The organism is Spirosoma agri (assembly GCF_010747415.1).
Lineage (GTDB): Bacteria > Bacteroidota > Bacteroidia > Cytophagales > Spirosomataceae > Spirosoma > Spirosoma agri.
Window position 1 is genome coordinate 156681 of the sequence record NZ_JAAGNZ010000002.1, and the last position, 26377, is coordinate 183057.

Annotated in this window: 26 protein-coding genes; 11 read left to right on the top strand and 15 right to left on the bottom strand. The window is 50.8% G+C overall.

Going from position 1 to position 26377, the window contains the following annotated elements:
- Positions 1–156: 156 nt before the first annotated feature.
- Genes GK091_RS17395 through GK091_RS17410 form a run of 4 tightly spaced genes read left to right on the top strand, consistent with a single transcriptional unit; the run spans position 157 to position 3515 of the window.
- Complete coding sequence (locus tag GK091_RS17395; protein WP_164041130.1) at positions 157–768, top strand: RNA polymerase sigma factor; 612 nt, start codon at positions 157–159, stop codon at positions 766–768.
- A complete protein-coding gene (locus GK091_RS17400; RefSeq protein WP_164041132.1) occupies positions 737–1675 on the top strand; it encodes a hypothetical protein in 939 nt (312 codons plus the stop codon). The genes GK091_RS17395 and GK091_RS17400 overlap by 32 nt, the downstream gene beginning before the upstream one ends.
- A gap of 5 nt (positions 1676–1680) precedes the next feature.
- Positions 1681–2685, top strand: coding sequence for an outer membrane beta-barrel protein (locus GK091_RS17405; protein ID WP_317166318.1), 1005 nt, complete (start codon positions 1681–1683; stop codon positions 2683–2685).
- Entirely contained in the window at positions 2685–3515 is an 831-nt protein-coding gene (locus tag GK091_RS17410; RefSeq protein WP_164041138.1) for an NAD(P)H-binding protein, read from the top strand. Before GK091_RS17405 ends, GK091_RS17410 begins: the two co-directional genes overlap by 1 nt.
- A gap of 5 nt (positions 3516–3520) precedes the next feature.
- Here the strand turns inward: GK091_RS17410 and GK091_RS17415 are convergent, their stop codons facing one another.
- Complete coding sequence (locus tag GK091_RS17415) at positions 3521–4666, bottom strand: glycosyltransferase family protein (RefSeq protein ID WP_164041140.1); 1146 nt, start codon at positions 4664–4666, stop codon at positions 3521–3523.
- 10 nt (positions 4667–4676) lie between these two features.
- Complete coding sequence (locus GK091_RS17420; RefSeq protein WP_164041143.1) at positions 4677–5483, bottom strand: UDP-2,3-diacylglucosamine diphosphatase; 807 nt, start codon at positions 5481–5483, stop codon at positions 4677–4679.
- A gap of 112 nt (positions 5484–5595) precedes the next feature.
- Here GK091_RS17420 and GK091_RS17425 point away from each other — a divergent pair, with 112 nt between their 5' ends.
- Positions 5596–6228: an acetyltransferase gene (locus GK091_RS17425; protein WP_164041145.1), complete on the top strand. Its 633-nt coding sequence runs from the start codon at positions 5596–5598 to the stop codon at positions 6226–6228.
- Positions 6229–6378: 150 nt separating this feature from the next.
- On the opposite strand, the gene fcl is transcribed toward GK091_RS17425, so the two are convergent.
- Positions 6379–7320 carry a GDP-L-fucose synthase gene (gene fcl, locus GK091_RS17430; RefSeq protein ID WP_164041147.1) on the bottom strand — a complete coding sequence of 314 codons (942 nt, stop codon included), beginning with the start codon at positions 7318–7320 and terminating at the stop codon, positions 6379–6381.
- A gap of 115 nt (positions 7321–7435) precedes the next feature.
- Between fcl and GK091_RS17435 the strand changes: the two genes are divergently transcribed.
- Entirely contained in the window at positions 7436–8467 is a 1032-nt protein-coding gene (locus tag GK091_RS17435; protein WP_246202308.1) for a toxin-antitoxin system YwqK family antitoxin, read from the top strand.
- A 40-nt stretch (positions 8468–8507) separates the two neighbouring features.
- Here the strand turns inward: GK091_RS17435 and GK091_RS17440 are convergent, their stop codons facing one another.
- From GK091_RS17440 to GK091_RS17450, 3 genes are all read right to left on the bottom strand, one after another.
- Positions 8508–9314 carry a tetratricopeptide repeat protein gene (locus GK091_RS17440; protein ID WP_164042870.1) on the bottom strand — a complete coding sequence of 269 codons (807 nt, stop codon included), beginning with the start codon at positions 9312–9314 and terminating at the stop codon, positions 8508–8510.
- 70 nt (positions 9315–9384) lie between these two features.
- The gene (locus GK091_RS17445; protein WP_164041150.1) at positions 9385–10800 is read right to left on the bottom strand and encodes a DEAD/DEAH box helicase; all 1416 of its coding nucleotides are present in this window, start codon (positions 10798–10800) and stop codon (positions 9385–9387) included.
- Between the two features lie 99 nt (positions 10801–10899).
- Entirely contained in the window at positions 10900–11781 is an 882-nt protein-coding gene (locus GK091_RS17450) for a fructosamine kinase family protein (RefSeq protein WP_164041154.1), read from the bottom strand.
- A 77-nt stretch (positions 11782–11858) separates the two neighbouring features.
- Between GK091_RS17450 and GK091_RS17455 the strand changes: the two genes are divergently transcribed.
- Positions 11859–13052, top strand: a complete 1194-nt coding sequence (locus tag GK091_RS17455) for an anhydro-N-acetylmuramic acid kinase (RefSeq protein ID WP_164041155.1) — start codon at positions 11859–11861, stop codon at positions 13050–13052.
- Positions 13053–13075: 23 nt separating this feature from the next.
- On the opposite strand, the gene mog is transcribed toward GK091_RS17455, so the two are convergent.
- The 3 genes from mog to GK091_RS17470 all read right to left on the bottom strand — a co-directional run bounded on the left by mog (position 13076) and on the right by GK091_RS17470 (position 16531).
- Positions 13076–13600 (bottom strand): molybdopterin adenylyltransferase, encoded by a 525-nt coding sequence (gene mog / locus GK091_RS17460; RefSeq protein ID WP_164041157.1) that lies wholly within the window; start codon positions 13598–13600, stop codon positions 13076–13078.
- A 54-nt stretch (positions 13601–13654) separates the two neighbouring features.
- Entirely contained in the window at positions 13655–15472 is a 1818-nt protein-coding gene (locus GK091_RS17465) for a glycosyltransferase (protein WP_164041161.1), read from the bottom strand.
- 93 nt (positions 15473–15565) lie between these two features.
- The gene (locus tag GK091_RS17470) at positions 15566–16531 is read right to left on the bottom strand and encodes a N(4)-(beta-N-acetylglucosaminyl)-L-asparaginase (protein ID WP_164041164.1); all 966 of its coding nucleotides are present in this window, start codon (positions 16529–16531) and stop codon (positions 15566–15568) included.
- Between the two features lie 80 nt (positions 16532–16611).
- Between GK091_RS17470 and purU the strand changes: the two genes are divergently transcribed.
- Both purU and GK091_RS17480 read left to right on the top strand, forming a co-directional pair.
- Positions 16612–17454 carry a formyltetrahydrofolate deformylase gene (gene purU, locus GK091_RS17475; protein ID WP_164041166.1) on the top strand — a complete coding sequence of 281 codons (843 nt, stop codon included), beginning with the start codon at positions 16612–16614 and terminating at the stop codon, positions 17452–17454.
- 169 nt (positions 17455–17623) lie between these two features.
- Positions 17624–19288 carry a sodium:solute symporter family transporter gene (locus tag GK091_RS17480; RefSeq protein ID WP_164041167.1) on the top strand — a complete coding sequence of 555 codons (1665 nt, stop codon included), beginning with the start codon at positions 17624–17626 and terminating at the stop codon, positions 19286–19288.
- 3 nt (positions 19289–19291) lie between these two features.
- Here GK091_RS17480 and GK091_RS17485 read toward each other — a convergent pair whose 3' ends face one another.
- Positions 19292–20023 carry a copper homeostasis protein CutC gene (locus tag GK091_RS17485; protein WP_164041169.1) on the bottom strand — a complete coding sequence of 244 codons (732 nt, stop codon included), beginning with the start codon at positions 20021–20023 and terminating at the stop codon, positions 19292–19294.
- Between the two features lie 280 nt (positions 20024–20303).
- Here GK091_RS17485 and GK091_RS17490 point away from each other — a divergent pair, with 280 nt between their 5' ends.
- Positions 20304–20525, top strand: a complete 222-nt coding sequence (locus GK091_RS17490) for a DUF2795 domain-containing protein (protein ID WP_009284883.1) — start codon at positions 20304–20306, stop codon at positions 20523–20525.
- A 127-nt stretch (positions 20526–20652) separates the two neighbouring features.
- Here GK091_RS17490 and GK091_RS17495 read toward each other — a convergent pair whose 3' ends face one another.
- Positions 20653–21135, bottom strand: coding sequence for a sterol desaturase family protein (locus GK091_RS17495; RefSeq protein WP_164041172.1), 483 nt, complete (start codon positions 21133–21135; stop codon positions 20653–20655).
- 197 nt (positions 21136–21332) lie between these two features.
- Between GK091_RS17495 and GK091_RS17500 the strand changes: the two genes are divergently transcribed.
- Positions 21333–22001, top strand: a complete 669-nt coding sequence (locus GK091_RS17500) for an AlbA family DNA-binding domain-containing protein (protein ID WP_164042871.1) — start codon at positions 21333–21335, stop codon at positions 21999–22001.
- A 73-nt stretch (positions 22002–22074) separates the two neighbouring features.
- Here the strand turns inward: GK091_RS17500 and bioA are convergent, their stop codons facing one another.
- From bioA to GK091_RS17520, 4 genes are all read right to left on the bottom strand, one after another.
- On the bottom strand, positions 22075–23373 hold the full coding sequence (bioA, locus tag GK091_RS17505; protein ID WP_164041174.1) for an adenosylmethionine--8-amino-7-oxononanoate transaminase: 1299 nt from the start codon (positions 23371–23373) through the stop codon (positions 22075–22077).
- Complete coding sequence (gene bioD / locus GK091_RS17510; protein WP_164041177.1) at positions 23321–23962, bottom strand: dethiobiotin synthase; 642 nt, start codon at positions 23960–23962, stop codon at positions 23321–23323. Before bioD ends, bioA begins: the two co-directional genes overlap by 53 nt.
- Entirely contained in the window at positions 23952–25136 is a 1185-nt protein-coding gene (locus GK091_RS17515) for an aminotransferase class I/II-fold pyridoxal phosphate-dependent enzyme (protein ID WP_164041179.1), read from the bottom strand. Before GK091_RS17515 ends, bioD begins: the two co-directional genes overlap by 11 nt.
- A gap of 181 nt (positions 25137–25317) precedes the next feature.
- Positions 25318–26364, bottom strand: coding sequence for a zinc-binding dehydrogenase (locus tag GK091_RS17520; RefSeq protein WP_164041180.1), 1047 nt, complete (start codon positions 26362–26364; stop codon positions 25318–25320).
- Between the last annotated feature and the right edge of the window lie 13 nt (positions 26365–26377).

Below are 26377 nucleotides of genomic sequence, written 5' to 3' on the forward strand. Positions count from 1 at the left end.
TTTTTTGCTCCGATCATAAACCATTATAAAATAATAAGTCGCCTTCGGGCTACACCGGTGGGAGATAGAGGAAAACGCGCAAAAATGAATTATTTTTTCGTGTTCATGCAACCTGCTCTATCGTTTATTACATCTTGTCCACGAACCTAAACAAGTATGCTTCGACTTATACCGTTTTTTACGACTGAATCGCAGTTGATTGCTGCGTTGAAGCGGGGCGAAAGCCGCGCTCACAAGGTCGTTTACGAACGGTTTTCGGGCAAAATGCTGACTGTATGTACTCGTTATTGCGCCAATCGGGACGATGCCGAAGAAGTAATGCTTGACGGATTTATGCGGCTTTTTGACAAAATTGAACAGTTTCGGGAAGATGGCAGCTTTGAGGGATGGATACGGCGAATCATGGTAACTGAATCGCTCATGTTTCTCCGGAAAAACAAACAGTGGCGGCAGGAGATACCCCTTGAGGACGCAGCGGTTGAACCCGATTATGTGTGGGCAGATACAGCCATAAACGAAAACGATTTGCTTCGGTTAGTCAATCAACTACCCGATGGCTATCGGACAATATTCAATTTGTATGCCATTGAAGGATACGCCCACGCTGAAATAGCGACGATGCTGGATATTTCGGAAGGAACGTCGAAGTCACAATTAAGCCGGGCCAGAGCGATTCTCCAAGTTAGTTTAAAGAAAATGGAACAGGAACCGGGACGCCGGGACCAGACCGGAAACTATGAAAAAACAAACCGAAAGACAGCCAATTGATGACTTGTTTGCCCGCAAGCTGGGCGATATGTCATTGAAACCTAGCTCCGATGCTTTCGAGAGGCTACAGGCGAGGATGGGGCAAAAAAAAACAGAAACTAAAATCGTGTTCTGGCGTAACCCCGCGATTCAGAGCTATATGGCAGCAGCGGCCTGTCTGCTGTTGGTGTGTCTGTTTGGCTGGCTTTACTGGCCATCAGGCGATCGCCTAAAACCCGACTCGACTCAGATTGCCAGTAGCACACCAGTCAATGGACAGAATCGACCAGACTCGCAGCCTACTGGAAAAGACAACAAAGCCATGTCTACAGAAGCTGGTAACGACAGAGTTGTACCAACGGAGCCGTCAGTTGAACAGGAAACGATCAAGCCCGAACCAATCGAGCAGCTAGCGCAGAGTCAACCCGTGTCGGAACGGATAAAGAGCAAGAACGACCATGTTGTTGCACCAGTTAGACGTTTTGGTTCTAACGTAGAAAACAGAAAGAGCGAAGCCGTTGTAGCCCAAACGAAACCTGTTGAGAACAAACAAAAAACGAGTGATCTGGTCGCAACGACCACTATGCCCGTGCAACCAACAGTATCGGAGCCGCCAGTTGTTGCTACCATAAAGCCAGCGCCAGCTACGGAACGCGGCCTTGTGGTGACCATTGCCGAACCCGAAGCATTAGTCGCAGCCCGTCAGGCAGCCAAGGTCTCTATCGAGGAGAAAACGGCCGTAGCCCTCGCGGATAAGCAGTCGGAGAAAGATAATAAATCGGGTAATATCTGGCAGCAGGTAAAACGGTTTAAACAGGGGGACGTGTTTGCCAGAGGTGATCGCAGTGACAACGAGGGCGGTTTACTGGGTCGTGCCTATAGCGGTTTGAAGCATAGTATTGAAAAAGATAAATCAGCCAAGGAATGAAACGAATGCTGAAACTTATTGCTTCGGTAATTTTACTGCTACCGGCGTTTATCGCGCAGGCCGCACCCGAACATCCCGCCGATTCACTGGTCATTCGGTTTGCTAACCGCACTCGTCTGGTTATCTACGCGCCTGATAAAGCCAGCATTCAGGCTTTGTCCAACTATGATCTGAATAAGATCGTTCGCGAAATGAGCATGAAGCTGGATTCCGTATCAGGCGGTGAAACGGCTATTTCGAAGCAGGATGGGAGCCGATTCCTGAAGGATACTGTGCTCGTCGTTACGCGAAAGAAAAACGGGGTAACGATCGTTCTGAACGGGACAGGCGATTCGACTCGCTCGGATTCGGTAAAAAACCGGCAGCAGTACAAACGGTCGACAGTACGCCGGGGCATAAACTCATGGTCGAGGAGCATCGATTTTCAGATTGGTCTGAACACGTTGTTGACCCAGTCAACGCTGGCCGCTTATCCGAGTGATGTATATTCCCTAAAGCCGTTGGGCTCACGCTATTTTGCTGTCGCTTTTTCGCAGCGGCCAACCCTGATAAATGGCAAGCGGGCAAAATTCAGTCTCTATTATGCCCTTGAAGGGTCCTGGAACAACTACATGTTCGAAAATAACGTCGTAGCCCAGAAGGGAGCTACCCAGCTTGACTTTGTGCCCTATCCGGAACAGCTCAAGAAAAGTAAACTGACAACCTTTGCCCTGCAATTGCCCGTTGTGCCACGCGTCAGTTTTTACAATACAGCGGGGCGTAAAGTGTTTCACCTTGGTTTAGGCGGCTTCGTCGGTTACCGGCTCGACAGTTACACGAAGATCAAGCATCCGGATAACGACAAGGACCGTAACCATGCGAACTTTTACCTCAATGATTTTCGCTATGGTTTAGTGGCCCATATTGGTATCGTTCGGACGAATTTGTTCGTAAAATATGACCTGAATCCGGTTTTTCAGGAGGGGAAAGGACCGGACGTTCGTACACTGAGTTTTGGTATATCGTTTTGATGAGTCAGGAAATCGTTTCAATCATTGGGTGCGGGTGGATCGGTTTACCCCTGGCCGAGCAACTCCTATCGGCGGGTTACGTCGTCAAAGGAAGTACGACAACAGCAGAAAAAGTAACATTGTTGCGCCAGAAAAAAATCGACGTCCACCAATTGTTGCTCAATCCTGAACCCATTGGCGATCTGGCTGCTTTGCTGGAAGCGGATACGCTGGTTATCGATATTCCGCCGAAAGCGGCCAAAACGGGTGACGATTTTCACCCCTTACAGATTCAGCACATAATCGATGCCGTTCAGCAATCGACGGTACAGCACGTGATTTATGTCAGTTCAACATCAGTTTACCCCGATCTGAACCGGGTTGTTGTTGAAGATGACATCACCATACCCGAACAATCACCGTCACCGGGCCTGGTTATGGCAGAGCGTTTGGTACAGACACTCGAACCGGAGCGATCCGTTACTATTTTGCGTTGTGGTGGACTACTGGGATACGATCGTAATCCCGGCAAATACGTTGCGGGTAAAACGGTCGATACCGGTAGCGTTCCGGTCAATTACCTACACCCCGACGATGCCGTTGGTATTCTGACCGTTCTTGTTCAGCAAAAGCCAGCAGGCGTTTATAATGCAGCAGCCCCCCTACATCCGACCCGGGAAGCGATCTATCGAAAAAGCTGCTCGGAATTTGGATACGCCTTACCTACGTTCGTTGAGCCACCGAAGCCGGTTCCATACAAGGTCATCAGCCCGGCCAAACTGCTCGAAGCGATAGCGTACACGTTTCACTACCCCGATCCGTTGCAGTTCCTGTACGGCGATCGTGACTAACCAGCTTACGACCGTAGCAGGTGCCGGACGCGGGTGAGGAAGAAACCACCCGACGATTTGCTTTTGGGCGTTGTGGCGCGGTTTAAAGCCGCCAGGAACAGGAAATAACCCTGAGCATGCCACGCCCGGAACCGCTCACTGACCTGACTATCGTACTGCGGTAGATAGCTGAGTAACTTATCCAGGTCGAATCGGTCAGCAGCCACGCCAACGCCCGCCCGTTGCCCATCGATTGCGTTACAGGACTGCTCGAAGTGGTTCGGTTGCGGAATCATAAGAGCAGGTTTGCCCAGATAAGCGGCCTCGCAAACGGATTCGAAGCCAGCTGTTGTAACGATCGCTTTACAGCGCGCCATAAACTCCAGAAACCGTTTACCATCAATGGCATGATAGGTCAACGTTTCGTCAGTCACTTCGTCGGGAACGCTGACGCCCGAATGGAAGCCATGCATCGAAACCGCCGGATGTTCCTGATGCGCTTTTGCCAGCTCGATCTTCAGACCTGGCTGCGTAACATAGGCCAATAGAAAATCGCCCGATGTGGGTTTCATAGCCGTGATCTCCTGACGCAACAGGGGCGGTACGACCCGAATACGCTGGCTCGGCTCATCGGCTTGCTTATCGAACGACAACGCCAGCAATTCCTTCGCCCCGAAACAGGTCAGACGTGTATTAAATTTGAACGCCTGCCGATAGAACCATTGTCCTTTAGGCCGCTGGAAGTTAGAGTGGAAGGCGAAATACTGATGCGCTATGCAGATCATCGGGACCGATGGGCGCAGGAAGGCATACGTCAGGCCACCGAGCATTTCGTAGAAGTTAACGACTACATCGGGCCGCTTCGTTTCGATGTGGTCACGCACCTGCTTCAAACTGCGCCAGAAGGGACGGATAGACCGAATGGCCCGAATCGTTGTTCTGGTTGGTTCGAGTTCATTGGTGCCCGCGTTGTAAACCAGCCCTGGACTGAAGATTGGCGTAATCGGTGCGCTAAATTTCTCGCTAAAAAAAGCCGGTACGCTTCGTTCGGCTGTTACGCCCACCAGAGCCCCTACAACTTCGTGACCCGCAATCGTTAGAATTTGAGCCAGCGACAATGCCTGGGTCAAGTGGCCACGTCCTTCGCCCTGAACTAAAAATAAAACACGCATGATGGTGAGGTTAGTCGATCTGAATGCTTAGTGCTGGGCCAACTTGCACTGGCTGCTGTTCTTCTTCATCGTTGTCAGACGTATAGTAGAGCAAACTCCAGTTGCCATCATGGTCCTCGACGAGTGCGCTCATCGTTTCGACCCAGTCGCCGGAGTTCATGTACATGATCCCGTCATAGTCATGAATGGCGGGCTGGTGGATATGGCCGCAGATGACGCCGTCGCAGTTACGGGCGCGGGCCAGCTCCGTCAGTTTTTGCTCGTAATCGGAAATGTAACTAACCGCTTGTTTAATTCGGCTCTTAACCTGCTGGGAGAGAGAATAGTAAGGCAAGCCTCGCCAGTTGCGGTACTGATTGTAAAACTTATTTACCCAAAGTAGAAAGGTGTAGCCAATGTCGCCCAGATAGGCCAGCCACTTCATTTGTGAGGTGATCGAATCAAAAACGTCGCCGTGGGTAATGTAGAATTTTTTGTCGCCGGACAGCAGTATATAATCTTTGCGTATACAGAAGTTCCGTCCCACTTTAAGGGGCATCACCTGATCCAGAAAATCGTCGTGATTACCGCGTAAATAGATGACTTTTGTGTTGTAATGAACGATTTGCTTTAAAACCGTCTTAAAAAAAGCAGTATGTTTCTTCTTCCAGGTACCGTACTGTTTCAACTGCCATCCATCAATAATATCACCATTGAGAATGAGCCGCTGGCACGAATAATTGCGCAGAAACTCAGTGGCCTCTTTGGCTTTTGAACCGGCAGTGCCGAGGTGAATGTCAGAGAGTACAATGGTGCGGAACTGCGTACTTGATTTCATGGACGAATTTACCTTCCATGTATGAAGTAGGATTTATGCTAATGTTACCAAATTGCCAAGTTTAATGTCCTTGTAGGACAGTTATTCACATTGACTTAATACAAAACCATATATGGAAAATCCGGTGCTAATTTTTGGGGCAGGAAGCCTGGGCCTGACAGCCTTAGATTTATTCCAGCGTAATAACGTTGTCGTTTATGGGTTGCTGGACGACAACAAAGAACTGCACGGGAAAGAGTTTGGGGAGGTAACGGTGCTGGGCGAAACGGACGATGATGGCTTCCTGAAGCTTATCGGCCAAAAATGCGAAGCGTTCATTGCCATCAGCGACTCGCGCGTTCGCAAACGGCTGGTTAAATTACTCAACGAACGGCGTAAGGTTCAGCCCGTCAATGCTATTCACGACACAGCCGTTGTGTCTAAAATGGTCTTACTCGGACATGGTAACCTGATTGCGGCTCGTGCCGTCGTCAATCCCTTTTCGGAAATCGGTCATCACTGCATTATTCAATCGGGAGCTGTTATTGAAAGCCAGGCCAAGCTCGGTGATTACGTAAATGTAGGAACCGGGAGCGTCATTAACAGTGGCGTGACGATCGGCGAAGGGGCTTTCATTGGCACAGGGGCAACGATCATTGCCGGGGTGACCATCGGGAAAAACGCCCGTGTGGGAGCGGGCTCAGTGGTTGTGGAGAACGTCGATGCGAACGCAACCGTATTCGGCAATCCCGCCAATAAACTGTAGAGACGAATTACCATGCGTCTCCTGCGCGTCAGCAATAGTTTAGGTGACTGGACTGACTGGTTACGTCTTACGAGCGTCAGCAATGATCAACGAAATAAACCATTGCTGACGCTCGTAAGACATAATGATGCCGCACCGGCGGACCGGTCTCTACTCGACGTACAACACTTCGTTGGCAAGGAAATCCTGGTAGGTACGTTCAATGCCCTCACGTAACTCGGTTGTGTGTTTCCAGCCCATAGCGTGAAGCCGCGAAACATCCATCAGCTTACGAGGTGTACCGTCGGGTTTTTCGGTGTTCCAGCGCAGTTCGCCTTCGAAGCCAATCGTTTCTTTGACCATTTCGGCCAGTTCGCGAATGGTAACATCTTCACCCGTACCAATGTTGACAAACAGTTCGTCGCTGTAATGTTCCATCAGGTAGAAACAGGCATCGGCAAGGTCATCGGCGTGGAGGAATTCACGCATTGGTGAACCCGTCCCCCAGATTTCAACCGAAGGCTGATCATTGATTTTAGCCTCGTGGAACTTACGGATCAATGCGGGCAACACGTGCGATCCCTGCAAATCGTAGTTGTCGTTGGGACCGTACAAATTCGTCGGCATCGCCGAGATGAAATTACAGCCATACTGACTTCGGTACGCTTCGCAGAGTTTAATACCCGTTATTTTAGCGATCGCGTATGGCTCGTTGGTCGATTCCAAAAAGCCACTCAGCAAATATTCTTCCTTAAGCGGCTGCGGAGCCAGCTTCGGATAGATGCACGACGAACCAAGGAACAATAGCTTAGTCACCCCTGTTTCGTAAGAGCTATGGATGATGTTCGATTCGATCAATAGATTATCGTAAAGGAACTCGGCGCGGTATATATTATTGGCCATAATGCCGCCAACTTTAGCCGCTGCCAGAAACACATACTCGGGCTTCTCTTCGGCAAAAAAATTGGCTACCGCTGCCTGATTACGAAGATCTAATTCAGATGAGGTACGGACAATTATATTTTCATACCCTTCGGCATGTAACTTGCGAACAATAGCTGAGCCGACCATACCTCGGTGTCCGGCAACGTAAATGCGGGCCTGTTTTTCCACGATCTTTATTTATGTGAGAATGCCGGTTACACCGGAAACGGATTTACAAAATAATACTATATAGCCAAGCGTTGCAAACTTAACAAACTTAGGGCACCAATCGTTTACACTAGTTATGTTAACCGTATTATTTAAACGTTTTCCTTTTGTTGTCTTATTTTCGTTGACGGGAACATTGTTTGCCCAGCCTCAACCTGCACAACCCGCATCATTGACAACAGCGTCGAAGCCAGTTCTGGCGCCGTCCGGATCGTCGGCTATGTCGTTTTCTTCGGTGTCATCGTCCCTTGGCCTTCCATCAATGTCCTCGCTGAAAGAGAAGAAGGAAGAGTATCTCACCAACTTGAAAGACAGTAAAGATGCGCTCGTCTCCGATGGTATGCCTGATCTGGGCTTGAAGATAAAACACCTAAAGAAGCTAAAATCTGATAAAAAAGACAAGAAAAAGGTATCGAAGAACGAATATGAAGGCTTGACCATGATCAAAGCCTATACGAAAATGGGCAGTGGTGACCGGACCATAGTTGAAGAGTTTCATATTCTGAAAGATAACGATGCCGCCAAACCACTGCCGTATGTCCGGGATGTGTATCGCTACTACCAGCGGAGTAATCGGGTATCCAGTTCTATCATAAAAGATGAAGGGACGGGGCTCCTGTTGCATGGTCCTTACAAGCGTTACCAAAACGGTGATTTGGTTGAGGAAGGGTTTTATTACGCAGGTATGAAAGATGGTCGCTGGGAGAAATACGATGCCCGGTTTATGTTAAAAGATAAATCGCGGTGGGCAAAGGGGGTTCCGGCAGAGTCGAGGATAACGTATTACGATTCGACCCACCGGAAAGTTAAAGAAATTGTCCCGATCGAATACGGTAAAGTCAAAGGCACGTATACGGCTTACCACGAAAATGGGCTGCTTGCCGAAGAGGGGAAATACGACAATGGCGTTAAAATTGGGCGTTGGACGGAATTTTACCCGATTAGTCCGAGTGGTCGTCGTATGCGCAAAAAACTCACCCAACACGCCAGTGATCAGTGGGATACGGACTTCGAGCCCTATACAATTACGGAGTGGGATGAGAAAGGAAAAGTGACCTTCGAGCGGGCCAAAGAAAAGGTAATCCAGGAAGAGGAAACCGAAAACTAGACGGGCCAGAACAACGCTGTTCCAGCCTCATTTGGACAAACTACTTGAATACGCCTTTTGGGTCGGGACGTTTCGCCTGTAGATCGGCCAGGTAAGTCAGATCCAGAATAGAAAAGTCGAGCGTATAAGCCTGGTGAAAGTATTCCCAGGCTTTGTCGTAATCGGTCTTCAGAAAATTGACCAGTGATAATTTCTGGTAGGAAGTAGCCAGCGCCGGACCGATGGCCAGCGATTTCTGCAAATACTGCTCCGCTTCGGCCAGATCACTCGGATCCGCTTTGTCCTGATAATTTTTTATCTGGAGAGTCGCCAGATCCGTCATCAGTACGGTATTGGTATCCGCGATGGCTACCCCTCGCTTCAGCATTCGGATGGCGTCGGTCGTATTGTCTTTCTGATAACAGACCACGCCCAGGCCCCAATACGCATCGGCATTTTGCGCGTTGAGTAACCAAGCCAGATTAAAGCGATGAGCCGCTGTATCCAGATCACCCTTCATCACATAGTCCCAGCCACGGGCCGCAAAAAAGTCGCTGGCTTCGGGCCGACTGGCAAAATTTCGGTCACAGTCATTCAGAAAATGAATTTCCTGATCGATTTGAGCGGCAGTTTTAGGTCGTTCACCAAAAAGAGGCAACGTATTCGCTGAACCTGCCGATTCCGGGGTTGCACTATCCGACGCCGTCGATTCCGCTTTTGCCGTATTGCGTTCTGTCGTAGCTGCTGTGCTGCTTAACGCCCGCGTGGCAGTAGGCCGCGCTGACGTTACAAGCTGTTTGGGCTGTGCCAATGATAAGATAGGCAACATGACCAAACTCCACTGCACCAGATTCATCCGGACGTTCATACTGACTAACACACTGCTGGTATTATGGGTAAAACGAATGGGGAATCCAAGTTAGTACATTGCGCTGATACTACCGACGGCCTCCCTTTGCCCCGGAGCGTTTTGCACCACTTGTTGGCCCACCTGATTTTCGTGCCGAAGCGCCAGAACGTGGCCCAGTAGGCCGAGAAGTGGTTTTTTTTGCTCCGGTCATCTTCGATTTCGCTTTTAGGCGGTCCTTTCCACTCGGTGTATTTTTCTCCTTTTTTTCGTGAAAGGCACCCAAAAACGTCGGATCTTCTTTCCGCCGTTGCTCGTCCATTTCACGCAGCATAGCCTGTTGTTCGTCAAAAGGCGTTTCGGTGACTTCGACCAGAGCGGGTAGCGGTTGCCGGGGGATGGTCATGCGGATGATCTTTTCAATCTTCTGCACGTGGTATTCCTCGGCTATAGTCATAAAGGTGATGGCTTCGCCGGTGTGGTTTGCCCGACCCGTACGACCAATGCGGTGCACGTAATCTTCGTAAATGAGCGGCACGTCAAAGTTGATAACATGGCTTACCTCAACCACATCGATGCCCCTGGCGGCTACATCCGTCGCAACCAGGACCTGAATGTTTCCCTCTTTGAACGCATCCATAGAGTTCATTCGCGTGTTCTGCCCTTTGTTCGCGTGAATGACCCGAATCTTGTCGGTCTCGACCACTTTTCGTGCCAAAAATTTGTAAATATTGTCAGCGGTCGTTTTCGATCGGGCGAAGATAATGACGCGATTGAAGGCGTCTTTACTGATCATGTAATCCAGCAGATTGATCTTCGTACGAAAGTTCGGTACTTCATACAGCACCTGGTTGACCATGTCGGCTGTCGATGCCTGTGGTGTCACCTCAACTTTAATCGGCGCTTCCAGAAATTCCGACGAAAGCCGCTCTACACGTCCGCCGAAGGTTGCCGAAAAGAGCAGGTTCTGCCGTTTTGTGGGAATGATCTCCAAGATAGAGCGGATCTGCGGCATAAAGCCCATATCCATCATCTTGTCAGCTTCGTCGAGAATCATCGTCCGAATATCTTTCGTATTGATCTCACCCGAACGGTACAGATCCATGAATCGACCGGGGGTAGCCACGAGTATGTCAACGCCTTTACGCAGGTTCTCGATCTGCGTTTTGGGGCCGAGACCACCGTACAGCGCGACGTGCCGCAAGCCGGTGTATTTGCCTAGCTGACTGACCGCTTCGTTGATCTGCGTGACCAGTTCCCGCGTTGGAGCCAGGATAAGTGCTCTTGGGATGGAACCCTGGGCGTATTTTATCTTCATCAACAGAGGTAACAGATAGGCTGCCGTTTTGCCGGTTCCGGTCTGTGCAATACCCAGCACGTCGTGATTGCCCAGACTCAGCGGAATGGTTTTTTGCTGAATGGGGGTCGGTTCGGTATAGCCGAGGTCGGCAATCGCGTTGAGCAACTGTCGGTTAAGATCGAATTGCTCGAAAGAAGTAATTTCCATGTAGTGTATCCGACAGCGTACGACTGTCGGTGTTATGTCGCCAAAACAAAGAATGGCAGCTGTATCGTAGACCTATCTAATTGTGGTGCAGGCTACTTTTTAAAACTGGTTTAACACCCGTTCCACTCCGCTAACGTATCCGGAGCCAAACAGATTCACATGAACGAGCAGCGGATAGAGATTATAGATGGCAACACGCTCGTCGAAATTGTCCTGAAGCGGAAATGCTTCGTCGTAGGCGTCGTAAAACCGCTGCGTAAAACCACCGAATAATTTCGTGAACGACAGCTCCGCTTCCCGAAATCCGAAGTAGACAGAAGGATCGATCAACGCCGGCTGACCCGCTTCGGTAACCACCACGTTCCCCGACCACAGATCGCCGTGGAGTAGGGCCGGCCGTTCGTTCGGCAGTAGGTCGGGTAAGCGGGTCTTTAGCCGGAACAGGGCATCGTACGACTGTTTCGATAGCAATCCTTTGTAAAGTGCCATACCCGCCTGGGGCAGTAGCCGTTGCTCGAAAAAGAAGTCGAGCCCATTGACCGTTGGTGTATTGGCCTGGGGTAAGGAGCCAATGTAATTATCGAAACTCAACCCAAATTTTGGCTGGGTGTGCGAATGCAGTACCGCCAGTGCCTGACCCAGGGTCTCCCAGTACTGCTTATCAGGCGTACCCGGCTCGATGTAGTCGAGGATCAGGTACGATTTGTCGAGTTCCTGCCCGTAGCCGATCACGGTTGGAATGTGTAACGCATCCGTTTGACGGAGTAAATCGAGTCCAAGAGCTTCCGTTCCGAACATGTCCCGTTGTTCAGCGTGATTCCACTTTACGAAAAAAACGCCCTCCGAACAGAATACCCGGGCCGACGTATTGATGTCACCACCCGACAAAAACTGTGTTTCCAGTACGTCTACCGGCTGGCCCAGGGCAGAAAATAGAATGCTTTCAAAAAAGGAAAATTGTTCGTCTCCCCAGAAATTCATGCGTTATTCGCGTAATGATGGTCGTTAAGCAAAGGCACTGCGCCAGTATCGATCGACCATCGAATCTAACTCAGTTTATGAACGCGCAGATTCAGCACCTCTACGATATTGCTAAAAAATCAGAACGTCGGATCATTGGGTTAATGTCAGGCACCTCGCTCGATGGACTCGACGTTGCGCTGTGCCGCATCTCAGGCGACGGTCCAGCGACTGCGGTTGTGCTCGAGCAATTTACAACGGTGCCGTATGATGACGAGTTCAAGGAAGAAATCCGGACCATCTTTGCCAAACGCACGATTGATTTTGAACGGTTATGTGTGCTGAATCCGTACGTCGGTCGGCTTCACGGGCGAATGATCAGTGACTGTCTACGCGGCTGGAACATCGAACCTAACGCCATCGATCTGATCGCCAGTCACGGCCAAACGGTTTATCATGCTCCCAAAAGCCAGCACCGGCGTGATAAGTTCCCGAATGCTACGCTCCAGATTGGCGACGGCGACCATGTTGCGGCCACGACCGGCATTATTACGTTCAGCGATTTTCGACAGAAACACGTGGCATTAGGGGGCGAAGGGGCACCTTTGGCCGTGTATGGCGATTACTTTATGTTCTCTGAGCCGGGCGAAAATCGTATTTTGCTCAATATGGGCGGGATTGCCAACTTCACCTATCTGCCTGCCGATGGAGATGCCAGTAAAGTGTTTACGACCGATACGGGTCCGGGCAATACGCTCCTGGATGCCTACGCGCGCCGATTGCTAAACAAACCGTATGACGAAGATGGGCAACTAGCAGCCAGCGGTCGGGTCAATACTGCCTTGCTCGAAGCGCTGAGAACGAATCCTTTTCTTGACGCTCCTTTCCCCAAAACGACGGGTCCGGAAGTATTTAACGTGGCTTATGTAACCGATGCACAGACCCGTAGCCAGACCACTAATCTATCGTCCGCTGACCTGATGGCAACACTAGTTCAATTCAGCGCCGATACGATTGCCAGTGCCATTCAGCGGGTTATCAATGATACGGAAACGCACGTGTACATGAGCGGGGGCGGTGCGCACAACCCGATGCTGACAGGTGCTATCCGGAAATTATTGCCAACCTGCTCGTTTGGTCAAACGAATGAATTGGGTATCAACGGAGACGCAAAGGAAGCCGTGTTGTTTGCCGTACTGGCCAATGAAAGTCTGGCGGGTGGCACAACGTCATTTGGCGACCGACAGGGCGTTCCAACGGTTTCGATGGGCAAAGTGAGCTTTCCGAAGTGATTGAACGAAGGCTCTAATCCGGCCTATGACTTTGGCCTGAACACCTTCAAGATGGTTTCGTTTGTTGTCAGAAAAGGGCCATCAATGAGGTCGATGCAGTAGGGGATAGCCGGAAACACGACGGATAGGCACTGACCAATCGCGGTCGGTTTGCCGGGTAAGTTCAGGATTAGCGTCTGATTGCGAATGCCGGCCGTTTGGCGGGATAGAATGGCCGTTGGTACGTATTTGAGACTTTCCTGCCGCATCAGTTCACCGAAACCGGGGAGCATTTTCTGACAGACAGCTTCGGTCGCTTCGGGGGTTACATCGCGGAGGGCGGGACCCGTACCACCAGTTGTTACGACCAGGCAGCAACCCTCAGCGTCGGCCAACTCGATCATGGTGGCTTCCAACTGATCCTGTTCGTCGGGAATGACCCGGTAAACCGGTTCCCAGTCGCAGGTTAACCAATCGGTCAGGAGTTTAACAACGGCTTTACCGGGAATATCTTCGTAAACGCCTGCACTGGCCCGGTCTGAAACGTTGATGATGCCAATTCTGATCATGTGTGTTATAGGGTAGCTGGTAGCTGCCGTATGGTGCAGCTACCAGCCATTGAATTAAGGTTTTCGGCGTTTCAGCGCCAGATCGTGTGCGGTATCGTAATAGGAGCGAAGATTGCTCCAGTCGAAGACCTCGGCAATGCTTTCAACACGGTTGCGCTGTGCGATCCGGTCCCGTTGCGCCATCCGGACAAATCGGAACAGCACACTGGCTAACTGGTCGGCAGCTTCGTTGAAATTCTGCGTCCGGCGATTGATCACGTAGATGCCCCGGTTTTCGTAGTCCCGCATGATCTGCATGATGAAGTCACCAAAGCCTGACTGATCGCTGGTAACGGTCGGAATACCCCGAACAACGCATTCCAGTGGTGTATAACCCCATGGCTCGTAGTAGCTTGGAAATACCCCAAGGTGGCAGCCACGCACGAACTGGCTATAATCTAGGCCGAACAGCGGGTTGGTCGATGCGATAAAGTCAGGGTGATAAACGATTTTGACCCGGTCGTATTCGTTATTGACCAGATTGGCCTGCTGAATAAAGCGGGTCATGTCATCTTCCCGTACCAGGTTATGCGTAACGAACGGCGGCAAATGCTTGGTTTTCCAGCTTTGGACTGTGCGCCGGAGCCGAAGCCGCCAGTAATCGTCGACAAATTTGTTTAGATCGGGCAGGGTGTTCTCGGTGTTGGAGGCCGCTGCCAGGAATAGTCGTTCACCAACCTGTTTCTCGATGCTTTCGCACGTTTCCTGAATTTCGTCGAGGAGTGCCCGTGAGTGCAGCACGTCGGGGTTGATCGATGTGTAGGGTTGTTTGGTCACCATAAACATCACGACCGTCATGTCCATACCCGCTTCCCGCATTCGGAAATTGAGCCGGGCGAGGGCTTCGAGCGTCAGATCATAGCCTTTGTTCGAGAATTCGAATCGACCTGATGTAAAGAAGTAAAGCGTTTTCTCAAGATCGAACGAATAACTCTGGAAGAAGTGACCCATCACGAATTCATGGATCTTCTCCTTATACCGAACGTGCAGATTCTGAAATTCGTGCGTAGCGGCAAATCGGGTAATATTCAGGCCATTAGGCAGAATAAGGTCCGGGTTTCGACCGAGAAAAACCTCGCACTCGCGGGCGGTTACGTCACTAACGGTCGTAAATACGTGCGATTGCAGGGCCGCCAGCCGTTCGACCGTTGCCTGCGTGTCGATGCCATAATGCAGGGCTTCCCGTTTCCAGTCGAAAAAAGGCAGTTTGCCGTAGAAACCTGCTTCGTTCTGAGCCAGGTAGCGGCCAAGCATTGTGGCGTGGGTGGTGAAAACCGTGGCTACTTTGACATTGTCCCGGCGCAGATCGGGCAAGCCGGTGCTGGCCATCCACTCATGGAAGTGAGCGACAAAGTCGACCCGGCGCGAATGATCGGCTGCCAGCAGGGTGATAAACTGCCGCACCATTTCACCAAAGGCAATGGTCTGATTCACCAGATCTTCGACGTTCATCGTCGACAGCTGGTGATTCTGCCAGAGCTGCCCTTTGATATAGTTTAGCTGATCCTGGCCGATGCTGTTTACATCGAACAAGACCACGCGCGGACGACCTGTAACTAGCCAGTAGCCATACTCGACGGTGTAGCCCATCTGTCGCATTTTGCGAACAGTTTGCCCAATCTCGGTCTCATCGGAGTCGGTAATCGGTTCAAATTCGGCGGCTGCCCGTTGGGGAAAGTACGGGCCGATCGCTACATAATTATCATCCCATTTTTCGACCATGGCCGGTACTTTTGACCGAATGACCGTATAAATACCGCCCACCTGATTACAGACCTCCCAGGCGATTTCAAGCAGTAACTTCCGCTTTGATGTTGAAAATACCGATTCCAAATTAGCTGATAGTTTTGGGATATTGTGGATTAGTAGAGATCACGTGGTTTAGCCCTGCAATCAAATACTATAAACAATAAAAGACAAACTTGTTTATTTCAAATAAGAGCGGGCGTCCAACACCTGCGTCTGTTTATTCTTGGATATGGTATAATTAAAACCCGGCTGAATGCTGAATGCGCCTGTCTCTCCTTGTTTATTTACAGCTAAAAAGCCAACCTGAATGTCTTTATAATCTTGTTTTTTCACAATTCGAAGGGCTGCTTCCTCGCAGGCCTGCTGGGGTGTCCGGCCCTGTCGCATTAACTCAACGACCAGAAATGAGCCACAGGTCCGCATAACAAGCTCACCCAGGCCCGTTGCACAGGCGCCACCGATCTCATTATCGACGTATAATCCAGCACCGATAATGGGCGAATCGCCTACCCGACCCGCCATTTTGTAGGCCAATCCGCTGGTGGTGCAGGCACCCGAAATATTGCCCTGATCATCGATCGCGAGCATACCGATGGTGTCGTGCCGTTCGATGTTGGCGATGGGTTTGTACTTGGCCGTTTTTAACCACTCACGCCATTCTTTTTCGGCCTTTTTCGTTAGCAGATTTTCCTTCTTAAACCCCTGCGACAACGCAAACTGCAACGCTCCGTCACCAGCCAGCATAACGTGCGGTGTTTTTTCCATGACGGCTCTGGCTACCGAAATCGCGTGCATGATGTGTTCCAGAAAGACGACCGAACCCGCGTTGCCTTTCTCATCCATGATGCAGGCATCGAGCGTTACGCGACCGTCGCGATCGGGCCGACCGCCGTAGCCAACGCTCATGTCATCGGGGTCGGCTTCGGGTATGCGAACCCCGGCTTCGACAGCCTCCAGCGCCCGCCCACCCCGATCAAGTACAGTCTGGGCTGCCTGGTTTGCTTTAGGTTGTTTCCAGGTTGAAATGACCATTGGCCCGGCTGCGGGAGTCTCATTCGGGGTCGGTAAACTAGCGTTGAACGAGAGTGTCGGAAAGAGGCCAGCCAGTGAACTGACAGACAGGAAACGGCGTCGATTTACCATAATATAGCTACGAATGGCCCAAAATAAAGGAATAAACAGTTGGCATTTACTACTTTTAGCCGATTTATTACGAATGAACTATGGAAGATTCCAGAAAGCATATTCTGCTGATGGATGGTCCCGACAACAAGGGACTGATTTATCACGTAACGGGCGTTCTATTCCGCCACGGCCTAAATATTATTCACAACGACGAGTATGTCAGCCCGTCGGGGCGATTCTTTATGCGAACCGAATTCGAAGGTGAATTCGACAGTGCTGCCCTCCTGAACGAGCTGAAAACCACACTTCCCGATCCGGGAATCACCTTTCGCCTGAATCCAAAGCGCAAGAAAAATATAGTCGTTCTGGTCACGAAAGAACACCACTGCCTGGGTGAGTTGCTGATCCGCTACGCGTTTGATGAGCTGGACGCCGATATTCTGGCCGTTGTCAGTAATTACAATAGCCTGCAACCGTTGGTTAGCAAGTTTGGTATCCCGTTTCACTACGTTACACACGAAGGCAAAACCCGTGAGGAACACGAAGAGGCAATCCTACGCACACTGGCTATTTATGAACCCGAATACCTGGTTCTGGCCAAGTACATGCGGGTGCTGACCCCCGGCTTTGTCAACCAGTTTCCAAACCGGATTGTCAACATCCACCATTCCTTTTTACCCGCTTTTATTGGCGCTAACCCCTACCGGCAAGCCTACGAGCGAGGGGTTAAGATTATCGGCGCAACCGCTCATTTTGTTAACAACGACCTCGACGAAGGACCGATCATTGCGCAGAACGTGAAAGACGTTGACCATCGACATACGGCGGCTGACATGGCTACCGAAGGCAAGGATGTGGAGAAAATTGTTCTGTCACAGGCGCTGAAACTGGTCTTCAACGATCGGGTCTTTATCGCGGGAAACCGTGCTATTGTTTTGTAAGACAACCTGATTTTAGACGTCGATTTAGGTAATCCTGATCAAAACAGCGAGATTATTGCCCATTTGTCAATAGAGTCAGCAAAAAAGCTCGTCTCTTTCTATCAGGAATATGGTATATTTCGGGCCTGAAAAATCCCATTAACGTCGATTTCCTGTTCCCTGCTGAATCATGCAAAAACTCCAAACATTAGACTACACAGTCTTTTTTGTTTACTTCATTATTGTTAGTGCCTATGGGTACTGGATTTACAAGAAAAAACATTCGGCCAACATGTCTACCACCGACTTCTTCCTGGCGGAAGGGTCGCTGACCTGGTGGGCTATCGGTTCTTCCCTGATTGCGTCTAACATTTCGGCTGAGCAGTTCATTGGTGCCTCGGGTGATGGGTTCGCGATGGGTTTGGCAATCGCTACCTACGAGTGGATGGCAGCCGCTACGCTGATTGTGGTGGCAGTCTTTTTTATGCCCATTTACCTCAAGAACCGCATCTTCACGATGCCGCAGTTTTTGACCCAGCGCTACAATAACACCGTAGCCATGATCATGGCCATCTTTTGGTTGTTCCTCTACATTCTCGTTAACCTGACGTCTATTCTGTTTCTGGGAGCACTGGCCGTTTCGACCATTTCGGGTCTGAACTTTACGGCCTGTATGATTGGCCTGGCCGTTTTTGCGGTTATCATTACCCTGGGGGGGATGAAAGTAATTGGCTATACCGATGTAATTCAGGTGTTCTTCCTGATCCTGGGCGGCTTGGCGACGACCTACCTGGCGATCAATCTGGTGTCAACTCAGAATGGTACGGAAGGAATTCTCAATGGGTTTGACATCATGCTTACCCAGTCGTCGGATCACTTCCACATGATCTTCGAAAAAAGCAATCCGCATTATTCATCCCTTCCTGGCTTAACCGTACTGATTGGCGGTATGTGGATTGTGAACCTCAACTATTGGGGTTGTAATCAGTACATTACGCAGCGCGCACTTGGGGCGGATCTGAAAACGGCCCGCGAAGGTATTCTCTTTGCGGCCTTTCTGAAATTGTTGATGCCCGTCATCGTTGTCTTGCCTGGTATTGCCGCCTACACCTTGTATCAGAATGGGTTATTTCACCAGGAAATGCTGGATGCTACCGGCGAAGTCAATAAAGACCACGCGTATCCGGTATTGCTGAACCTGTTGCCTGCTGGTTTGAAAGGGCTTTCGTTCGCGGCCTTGACGGCTGCGGTGGTTGCGTCGCTGGCGGGTAAAGCCAACTCGATCTCGACCATTTTTACGCTCGATATTTTCAAAAAATACATTTCGCCGGAAGCCAGTGAACAGCGGTTGGTTCAGGTCGGCCGAATCACGATCTGGGTGGCTATGCTGATGGCGATTCTTATTTCGCCGTTCATGGGTATCGACAAGAAGGGTGGGTTCCAGTTTATTCAGGAAATGACCGGCCTTGTTTCTCCGGGCGTTTTTGCCGCCTTTCTACTGGGCTTCTTCTGGAAAAAGACGAACTCGGCAGGAGCCATGTTTGCCATTGTCGGCGGCTTCCTGCTCTCGTTGTTTTTTAAATTCGTACTGCCCGACCTGGTCAATCTGGAGTTTCTGGCCCCATACGGATTCGCCGTACCAAACCCGAATGGTGTCTATACAATACCTTTCCTAGACACGATGGGCTTTGTGTTCCTGATCTGCGTAGCGGTGATGATTGTTCTTGGTATTCAGAAGCCTGGCGAAAAAGGGCTGGCTATCGACGCCAGTATGTTCAAGGTCGCCCCTTCGTTTGCAATAGGTGCTGGCCTGATTTTATTTCTGGTCGTTGTTCTGTACGGAATATTCTGGTAGGTATCAGGGCTTAACCTGCTCCACCACGCGTTGAATGGCGTTGGCACTGGCTTCGATACGTTCGTATTCGCCCAGTATAGCCGACGCCATTTGTAGGCTGGGCCGACGATAAATCATAGGACTTGGCTGACTGCTTTTACCGCTCAGATGCAGCGCATCCAGACCAATGGTCGTGAACTGGCCTGCGTTCCGGCCCGAAACGCCAACGCCAGCCATGATCTCGATTCGTCCGGCGGACTGCTCGGCCAGTTGACGAAGTACAGCCACACCCAACTCGGCGGAAGGATGCTGCCCAGACGTAAGTATGCGGATGGCACCCGTACGAATGACGGCTTCCAACGCTTCTACCGGATCGTGGGTCATATCAAAAGCCCGATGGAAGGTAACCTGCATCGGATAGGCCAGATCAACGAGTTCTTTGGTCGTCACTTCATCGACAGTGCCGTCGGCTTGCAGAATACCGAATACAACACCATCGGCACCCAGCGATTTGGCAACTGCGATGTCGGTTCGCATCACATCAAGCTCGGTCGCTGAATAGAGAAAGTCACCCCCGCGTGGGCGTATCATCACAAATAACTGGATAGACAGCTGCTGACGGGCCAGTTGAATCAGGCCGGCACTGGGTGTGGTGCCGCCTTCGCTCAGGCCACCACACAGTTCAATACGGTCGGCTCCGGCGCGTTGGGCCGTCAGGCAGGAGTCAAATGAATAAGCACAAACTTCAATTTGCATGCTGGACTTGATCAAGAGTAAGAACAAAAAGCGATAAGTAAATAGAAAATAGTAAGGGCAAATGCATTGACTCGTGCGAAAAGTGTGTATTTTAACTGAAAGTTCTCTTCGCAACCAGATTTGCCTGGAGATTAAAACAAAAGTAAGGAATGACTGTTAATGGCCTAAATGCCGGTCTAAAGGCGTTTACAAACATTTTTGCTGAAAAGTGCTTGGATATTAACCGTTTTTTTACTTTTGCACCCTCATTGAAAAATAGTCATTAAATACTGAAGACACTATGTACTGGACACTCGAACTCGCATCCTACCTGGAAGATGCTCCCTGGCCTGCCACTAAAGACGAACTGATTGATTATTCGATCCGCTCCGGTGCCCCACTGGAAGTTGTCGAAAACTTACAGGAGCTTGAAGATGACGGCCAACCGTATGAAAGCATCGAAGAAATCTGGCCGGACTATCCGACCAAAGACGACTTCTTCTTCAACGAAGACGAGTACTGAGCCGGCTGGACAGTCTTCAAATCAAAAATTAAAAGGCGTAATCCAATGAGTGGGTTACGCCTTTCGTTTTTACATCAAATGATCTGTCGCTGACCGGCGACTACGATCATCCAGCCATTATATACACTTACTGTTCCTTTACAGCGTTTGCTGTCGATGTGTTCTTTACCGACCGATCATATTTTTTGGGCGCATACAGGAATCCAAATGCTTCGGCACCCTGTTTCGTGTGAACTTTGTGGTGAACGTAATGTGCCCGCATGATGCGTTGCATGTAGCGGCCACTCGTGTCGATCTTCATCTTCACCCGTCGGTGAACGATAACATCGTGAAATATAAAGTAGAAGAGACCATATAACGTAACCCCCGCGCCAATCCAGGTCAGAAAATTCAAGGTTGGAATATCTACCCCAATGAGGATAAGGCCAATGGCTGTCAGGCTGAATACGACCGCAAAGAGGTCGTTTCGCTCAAAAAAACCTTTGTGATGGTTGTGATGATCGCGGTGCCAATCCCATAGAAAACCGTGCATTACGTATTTGTGAGTGAACCATGCGACACCCTCCATAAACAGAAAAGTCCCTAGCACCAAGACAACGTTTAGCAGCATTTTTGTGTTATTTAAGTAGACAAAGGTAAGTAGTAATTGAGCGTCGCTCAGTCACCAATTACTACCTAGTAACGGTTTGTTTTATTGAAAAGTTGGTTTGAGTAAGCTGACTTTTTAACGGAAAATAGAGATACACAACGAATAGTTGCATGATTCACGGAAATACGTATCTTTATCCCAATTCAGTGCTCAACCAGATGAACCCATCAGATATGGACCATCAGGCGCTTAAAAACCTGGTCAAACGGGGAGAGGGTAGCAATTTAGAGTTCAAACTGAAAACGAACCATCCCGAGAAAATTATCCGGGGTGTGGTCGCTTTCGCTAACACGAATGGCGGCATTATGCTGATCGGCATCGGCGACGACAAAAAGATTGTCGGGCTGAAATACGCCGATGAGGACGAATACCTGCTCGTCCGGGCCATCAATAAATATTGCTTCCCGCGAATCAGCTACACTATCGATCGTGTTCAACTCTACGACGAACGTGAAGTGCTCGTGATTCGGGTGCCCCCCAGCCCAACCCGTCCGCATTACATCATTCCCGATCCGGCCGAACCCGAAACGAAGAAAGTTTATGTCCGGGTAGCTGACAAGTCGGTGCAGGCTAGTCGCGAAGTGCGTGAAATCCTCAAAGGGGAGCAGGCTGATCGCGACATTCGGTTCAACTACGGTGAGAAAGAACATAAGCTCATGCAGCATCTCGGCGAACACGATACCATCACAGTCGATCTGTTCGCGTCGATAGCGGGAATCTCCCGCCGGATTGCTTCCCGAACGCTCGTTCTGCTGGTACTGGCCAACGTTCTCGAAATCCACCCGAGTGACATCGTTGATCAATACACGACCCGACAGTTGAATTAGTGGAGTGGGGAAGCTCGTATGCCGTATCTATGAGACACGGCATACGACCAGCTTCCCTCACTCCACTAATTCGTTATAAACTCGCTAACAGCTTCTCAACTTGCGCATACGCGTACTGCAACTGCTCGTCGGTGGTACAGTAAGGCGGCATCATATACAGCACATTGCCTAGCGGACGCATCAGCACCCCCCGATCAAGCAGAAACGTATACGCCTGATCGCGAATGCTATTGAAGTAAGACGTTTGGCCACCCGCCGTTAGGTCGAAAGCGAGTAGCGTGCCCAGTTGCCGGATGTTATCGACAGTTGAATACGTGCGCAGTCTCTGAACAAATGCCGCATGGCTTTCGCTGATCCGCTGGATGCTGGCCTGTGTTTCGGCGGATAGCAGCAGATCCATACTGGCTAAAGCAGTCGTACAGGCAATGGGATTAGCCGTGAAGGAGTGGCCGTGGAAAAGCGTTTTGCTCTTGTCGCCGGACAGAAACGCGTCATAGATCACCTGGGTGCAAGTTGTTACACCCAGTGCCATTGTTCCGCCGGTCAGTCCCTTCGACAGGCACATTAGATCCGGTTTTTCCCGCAAATGATCCGAGGCAAATAGCTTCCCCGTTCGCCCGAATCCCGTCATCACTTCATCCGCAATAACGAGCGTTCCGTGCTGACGAGCCAGACTAAATAAGTCGTTTAGAACGCCCGGCTCGTACATGACCATGCCTCCGGAGCCCTGCACCAGCGGTTCGACAATGAAGGCCGCGACTTCGTTTGTGAAGAGTTTCTTCGCCTGGTCGAGCACCGCGTCTTCCTGACCGGCAATGGGCGTTGGCAGGTACTCAACGTCGAACAAAAACGGCATAAACGGTGCGGTGAATGCACTTCGGCCACTTACTGCCATCGCACCGAACGTGTCGCCGTGGTACGCTCCTTCCAACGCAATCACTTTATAACGCGGTGCACCCAGATTATGCCAGTACTGAAACGCCATTTTCAGGGCGACCTCAACCGCTGTCGATCCGTTGTCGGAATAGAAAACTTTCGATTGATTAGCGGGTAACAACGCGAGTAGCCGTTCCGCCAGTTCGACGGCGGGCTGATGCGTGAAACCCGCAAAAATGACGTGCTCCAGCACCTGTAACTGTTCCGAAACCCGTTGGGCAATGTATGGATGCGCGTGTCCGTGGAGATTGACCCACCAGGAGGCAACCATATCGAGGTATTCTCGGCCATCGGCGTCGTAGAGTACCGACCCATTCGCCCGCACAATCGGAATGGGCAGCGGAGCCGTCTGCATCTGGGTGAATGGATGCCAGATTACGGCTTTATCGCGTTCCGATAAATTCTGTAAACTGGTTGGCGTATTTTCGGATAACATCTTGTGTAAAAGTAGGTTCCTGCCCGATTCGGCCAAGGCAGGGAAGGTTTGTATAAGTTAGAATGAACGATTCCGAAGTCGTAACCGTCGGACCGTTGAAAATAATACCAGCAATCGGAATGTTGCGGCTGCGACAAGCCTCAACGGACAACAGCGTATGGTTAATACTGCCCAGATAGTTACGGGACACCAGAATAACCGGCAGCCCGAGTCGCTGAACCAGATCAATGTTCAACTCATGATCGTTGAGCGGAACCATCAAACCACCCGCCAGCTCGACAATCAGTGCATTGCTCGTTTTTGGTAGAGCAAGCGAATTAAGGTCAATATGAATACCGTCGATATCGGCAGCTGCGTGCGGTGACAGCGGCTGAGTAAGTCGATACGCTTCCGGATGGAATTGCGCCGTTGAATTACTCACCAGTTGACGAACCGTTTCGGTATCCGAATCGGTCAACGCACCGGACTGAACGGGTTTCCAATAGTCAGCCTGCAACGCTTCGACTAGGATTGCCGATACAACAGTTTTTCCGATCTCGGTACCGATACCAGCGACGATAAGTTGGGTTGGGAAATGATCAGGTAGCATATAATTCGTTTGGTAAGGGAGTTACAGGTAACACGGTAATCAATCGGTCGATTTCGTCGACAGTGTTGAAGGCGTGCAGACAAATCCGTAATCGCTCCTGGCCGATCGGTACGGTTGGGCTCAGAATGGCCCGCACGTCAAAGCCTGCCCGCTGGGCCTGCTGAGCAAGTTGTCGGGCCTGCTCGTTGCCCGGAATGAGCAGACACTGAATGGGTGATGGGCTGTTTGTCCAGTTGGTTCCCGGCCGCTCACTCGCTACGCGCTGCTGGAAATAACGAATGATCGTCTGTAATTGATCACGTGTGTCTGCTGCTGCCTGTACATACTGATGAGCGTAACGAATGGCCAGTAAGCTATGCGGTGGGAGGGCAGTTGTATAGATGAACGGTCGCGCAAAATTGATCAGGTAATCACGAAGCAAGGCCGAACCAACCACGACCGCACCGTGAACGCCCAGCCCCTTGCCGAATGTGTGCACCCGCGCCAGTACGCGATCGGCGAGCCCCAGCGCCACCACCAGGCCTTCACCCGCTGGTCCGTAGACGCCCGTGGCATGGGCTTCATCGACGATCAATGCCGCGCCATATCGCTCACAAAGCCGGACCAGTTCGCCGAGCGGAGCCTGATCGCCATCCATAGAATAAACCGATTCGACGGCGACAAATACCTGACCCGATTGAGTCGAGTTACTAGCCTGTTGAAGTTTCGATTCGAGATCGTTCAGGTCGTTATGCCGAAAACGAGACCGGGTGGCGTAGCTCAACCGCGCCCCGTCGATCATGCTGGCATGGATAAGTTCGTCCGTGATGAGCGTATCCCCCGACTGCGGCAAACACGCTAACAGCCCAAGATTGGCATCGTAACCCGAGTTAAAAATCAGTGAGGCTTCGGTTTGGTAAAATGCCGCTAACTCCTGCTCCACGCTGTCGGCCAGCTGCGTCTGACCAGCCAGTAATCGGGATCCCGTCGCACCAGTCCGCAACCGTGTATGGGTTGAATCCGCTTCCTGAATCATCGTTCTGAGCACCGGCGAACGGGCAAAGCCGAGGTAATCATTCGAGCAAAAGTCAACGAGACCATCGGCGGTGCGCAGTTGCCGTAACAGGCCAGACTGACGCCGGGCCGCTAAACGATCGGTCAACGTTTGGGCGATAGAGAGTATCGATTCAGTCATGACCGCAAAGGTAAAGCGACCGGCTGAACGATCGATGGTAAAAGTGATCAATTGCCAAAATGTGTATAACACGCTAGTTATCCACACTCGCTCTGTGGATAACTAGTCATAACTGGAAATCTTTCGATAAAAAATGATTCAGTGGACCAATAATAAGTCAAACATTTCTGGTTGTTTATCGTTATGCGCTGATTTTCAGAATGATCTTTCCGAACTGTTTACCCTCGTTCATCTTACTCATGGCCTGTTCCGTATCGGCCAATGAAAAGATCTCATCGATTACGGGAACGATCTTTTTTTCGCTTACGAAGGCGATCATATCCGCAAATTCGTGTTCGGTTCCCATCGTCGATCCGAAGATGTTCAGTTGCTTGAAAAAGGCTTTGGCCGGAACGACGTCAGTAATGTTACCCGTCGTTCCTCCGTAGAACGCGATGCGTCCGCCCGGAGCCGCTAGGTCGACCAACCGGGCAAAGTTTGGGCCACCCGCACTGTCAATAATAACGTCGAAGTAGCCCCTTGTCAGGCTGCTACCCTGGCCACCGCCGGTCTGGGCACTGAGTTGTTTGGCCCAGTCCGGTTCGCGGTAATTGACGCCCCCGGCGGCCCCCATCTTTTTGGCCTGCTCTAGTTTTTCGTCGGAGCCTGAGGTTACCCAAACCTCAGCACCCGCACCCACCGCAAATTGCAGGGCGAATAAAGCAGCCCCGCCACCAATACCGGTGATCAGCACTTTTTCGGGCGTGACACTATGAGCGGAGGCCAGCCCCGCGCGTGTCATGAGCGTACGCCAGGCCGTTACACCCGCCAGCGGAATGGCAGCCGCCTGCTCGAATGAAAGATGAGCCGGTTTGTGGTAAATGTAATTTGCACTAACCGTTACGTACTCCGCAAACGTGCCATCGTCGGGCATCCCCAGAATGCGAAAATCAGGACCGTAAAATTTTGGATTCTCACCCCAGTTCTGCCCGCAGTTGATGATCACGGCCTGACCACGCCAGACGGAATCCACGCCTTCGCCAACCTCGGCGACCACCCCGGCACCATCAGATCCCAGAATGACAGGCAATTTGATGCCAGGATATAGCCCTTGCTGAATAAACAGGTCACGGTGATTGAGGGCCGCAGCGTTGAGCTTGATGAGCACTTCGCCCGGTCCGGCGGTGGGCATTGGCCTATCAACGTACTGAATTGGCTGGTGTATACCAGGGAGATAAATCGCTTTCATGGATGGATTCTTA

What these genes read in the sequence shown, in the direction of transcription:
- GK091_RS17410 (WP_164041138.1), top strand. Translation starts at nt 2,685, where the DNA reads ATGAGTCAGGAAATCGTTTCAATCATTGGGTGCGGGTGGATCGGTTTA.
- bioA (WP_164041174.1), bottom strand. Translation starts at nt 23,373, where the DNA reads ATGTTATCCGAAAATACGCCAACCAGTTTACAGAATTTATCGGAACGC.
- GK091_RS17520 (WP_164041180.1), bottom strand. Translation starts at nt 26,364, where the DNA reads ATGAAAGCGATTTATCTCCCTGGTATACACCAGCCAATTCAGTACGTT.
- GK091_RS17470 (WP_164041164.1), bottom strand. Translation starts at nt 16,531, where the DNA reads ATGGTAAATCGACGCCGTTTCCTGTCTGTCAGTTCACTGGCTGGCCTC.
- GK091_RS17425 (WP_164041145.1), top strand. Translation starts at nt 5,596, where the DNA reads ATGGAAAATCCGGTGCTAATTTTTGGGGCAGGAAGCCTGGGCCTGACA.
- purU (WP_164041166.1), top strand. Translation starts at nt 16,612, where the DNA reads ATGGAAGATTCCAGAAAGCATATTCTGCTGATGGATGGTCCCGACAAC.
- GK091_RS17485 (WP_164041169.1), bottom strand. Translation starts at nt 20,023, where the DNA reads ATGCAAATTGAAGTTTGTGCTTATTCATTTGACTCCTGCCTGACGGCC.
- GK091_RS17495 (WP_164041172.1), bottom strand. Translation starts at nt 21,135, where the DNA reads ATGCTGCTAAACGTTGTCTTGGTGCTAGGGACTTTTCTGTTTATGGAG.
- GK091_RS17435 (WP_246202308.1), top strand. Translation starts at nt 7,436, where the DNA reads ATGTTAACCGTATTATTTAAACGTTTTCCTTTTGTTGTCTTATTTTCG.
- GK091_RS17400 (WP_164041132.1), top strand. Translation starts at nt 737, where the DNA reads ATGAAAAAACAAACCGAAAGACAGCCAATTGATGACTTGTTTGCCCGC.
- GK091_RS17445 (WP_164041150.1), bottom strand. Translation starts at nt 10,800, where the DNA reads ATGGAAATTACTTCTTTCGAGCAATTCGATCTTAACCGACAGTTGCTC.
- GK091_RS17515 (WP_164041179.1), bottom strand. Translation starts at nt 25,136, where the DNA reads ATGACTGAATCGATACTCTCTATCGCCCAAACGTTGACCGATCGTTTA.
- mog (WP_164041157.1), bottom strand. Translation starts at nt 13,600, where the DNA reads ATGATCAGAATTGGCATCATCAACGTTTCAGACCGGGCCAGTGCAGGC.
- GK091_RS17415 (WP_164041140.1), bottom strand. Translation starts at nt 4,666, where the DNA reads ATGCGTGTTTTATTTTTAGTTCAGGGCGAAGGACGTGGCCACTTGACC.
- bioD (WP_164041177.1), bottom strand. Translation starts at nt 23,962, where the DNA reads ATGCTACCTGATCATTTCCCAACCCAACTTATCGTCGCTGGTATCGGT.
- GK091_RS17440 (WP_164042870.1), bottom strand. Translation starts at nt 9,314, where the DNA reads ATGAACGTCCGGATGAATCTGGTGCAGTGGAGTTTGGTCATGTTGCCT.
- GK091_RS17455 (WP_164041155.1), top strand. Translation starts at nt 11,859, where the DNA reads ATGAACGCGCAGATTCAGCACCTCTACGATATTGCTAAAAAATCAGAA.
- GK091_RS17395 (WP_164041130.1), top strand. Translation starts at nt 157, where the DNA reads ATGCTTCGACTTATACCGTTTTTTACGACTGAATCGCAGTTGATTGCT.
- GK091_RS17490 (WP_009284883.1), top strand. Translation starts at nt 20,304, where the DNA reads ATGTACTGGACACTCGAACTCGCATCCTACCTGGAAGATGCTCCCTGG.
- GK091_RS17420 (WP_164041143.1), bottom strand. Translation starts at nt 5,483, where the DNA reads ATGAAATCAAGTACGCAGTTCCGCACCATTGTACTCTCTGACATTCAC.
- GK091_RS17500 (WP_164042871.1), top strand. Translation starts at nt 21,333, where the DNA reads ATGAACCCATCAGATATGGACCATCAGGCGCTTAAAAACCTGGTCAAA.
- GK091_RS17405 (WP_317166318.1), top strand. Translation starts at nt 1,681, where the DNA reads ATGCTGAAACTTATTGCTTCGGTAATTTTACTGCTACCGGCGTTTATC.
- GK091_RS17480 (WP_164041167.1), top strand. Translation starts at nt 17,624, where the DNA reads ATGCAAAAACTCCAAACATTAGACTACACAGTCTTTTTTGTTTACTTC.
- GK091_RS17450 (WP_164041154.1), bottom strand. Translation starts at nt 11,781, where the DNA reads ATGAATTTCTGGGGAGACGAACAATTTTCCTTTTTTGAAAGCATTCTA.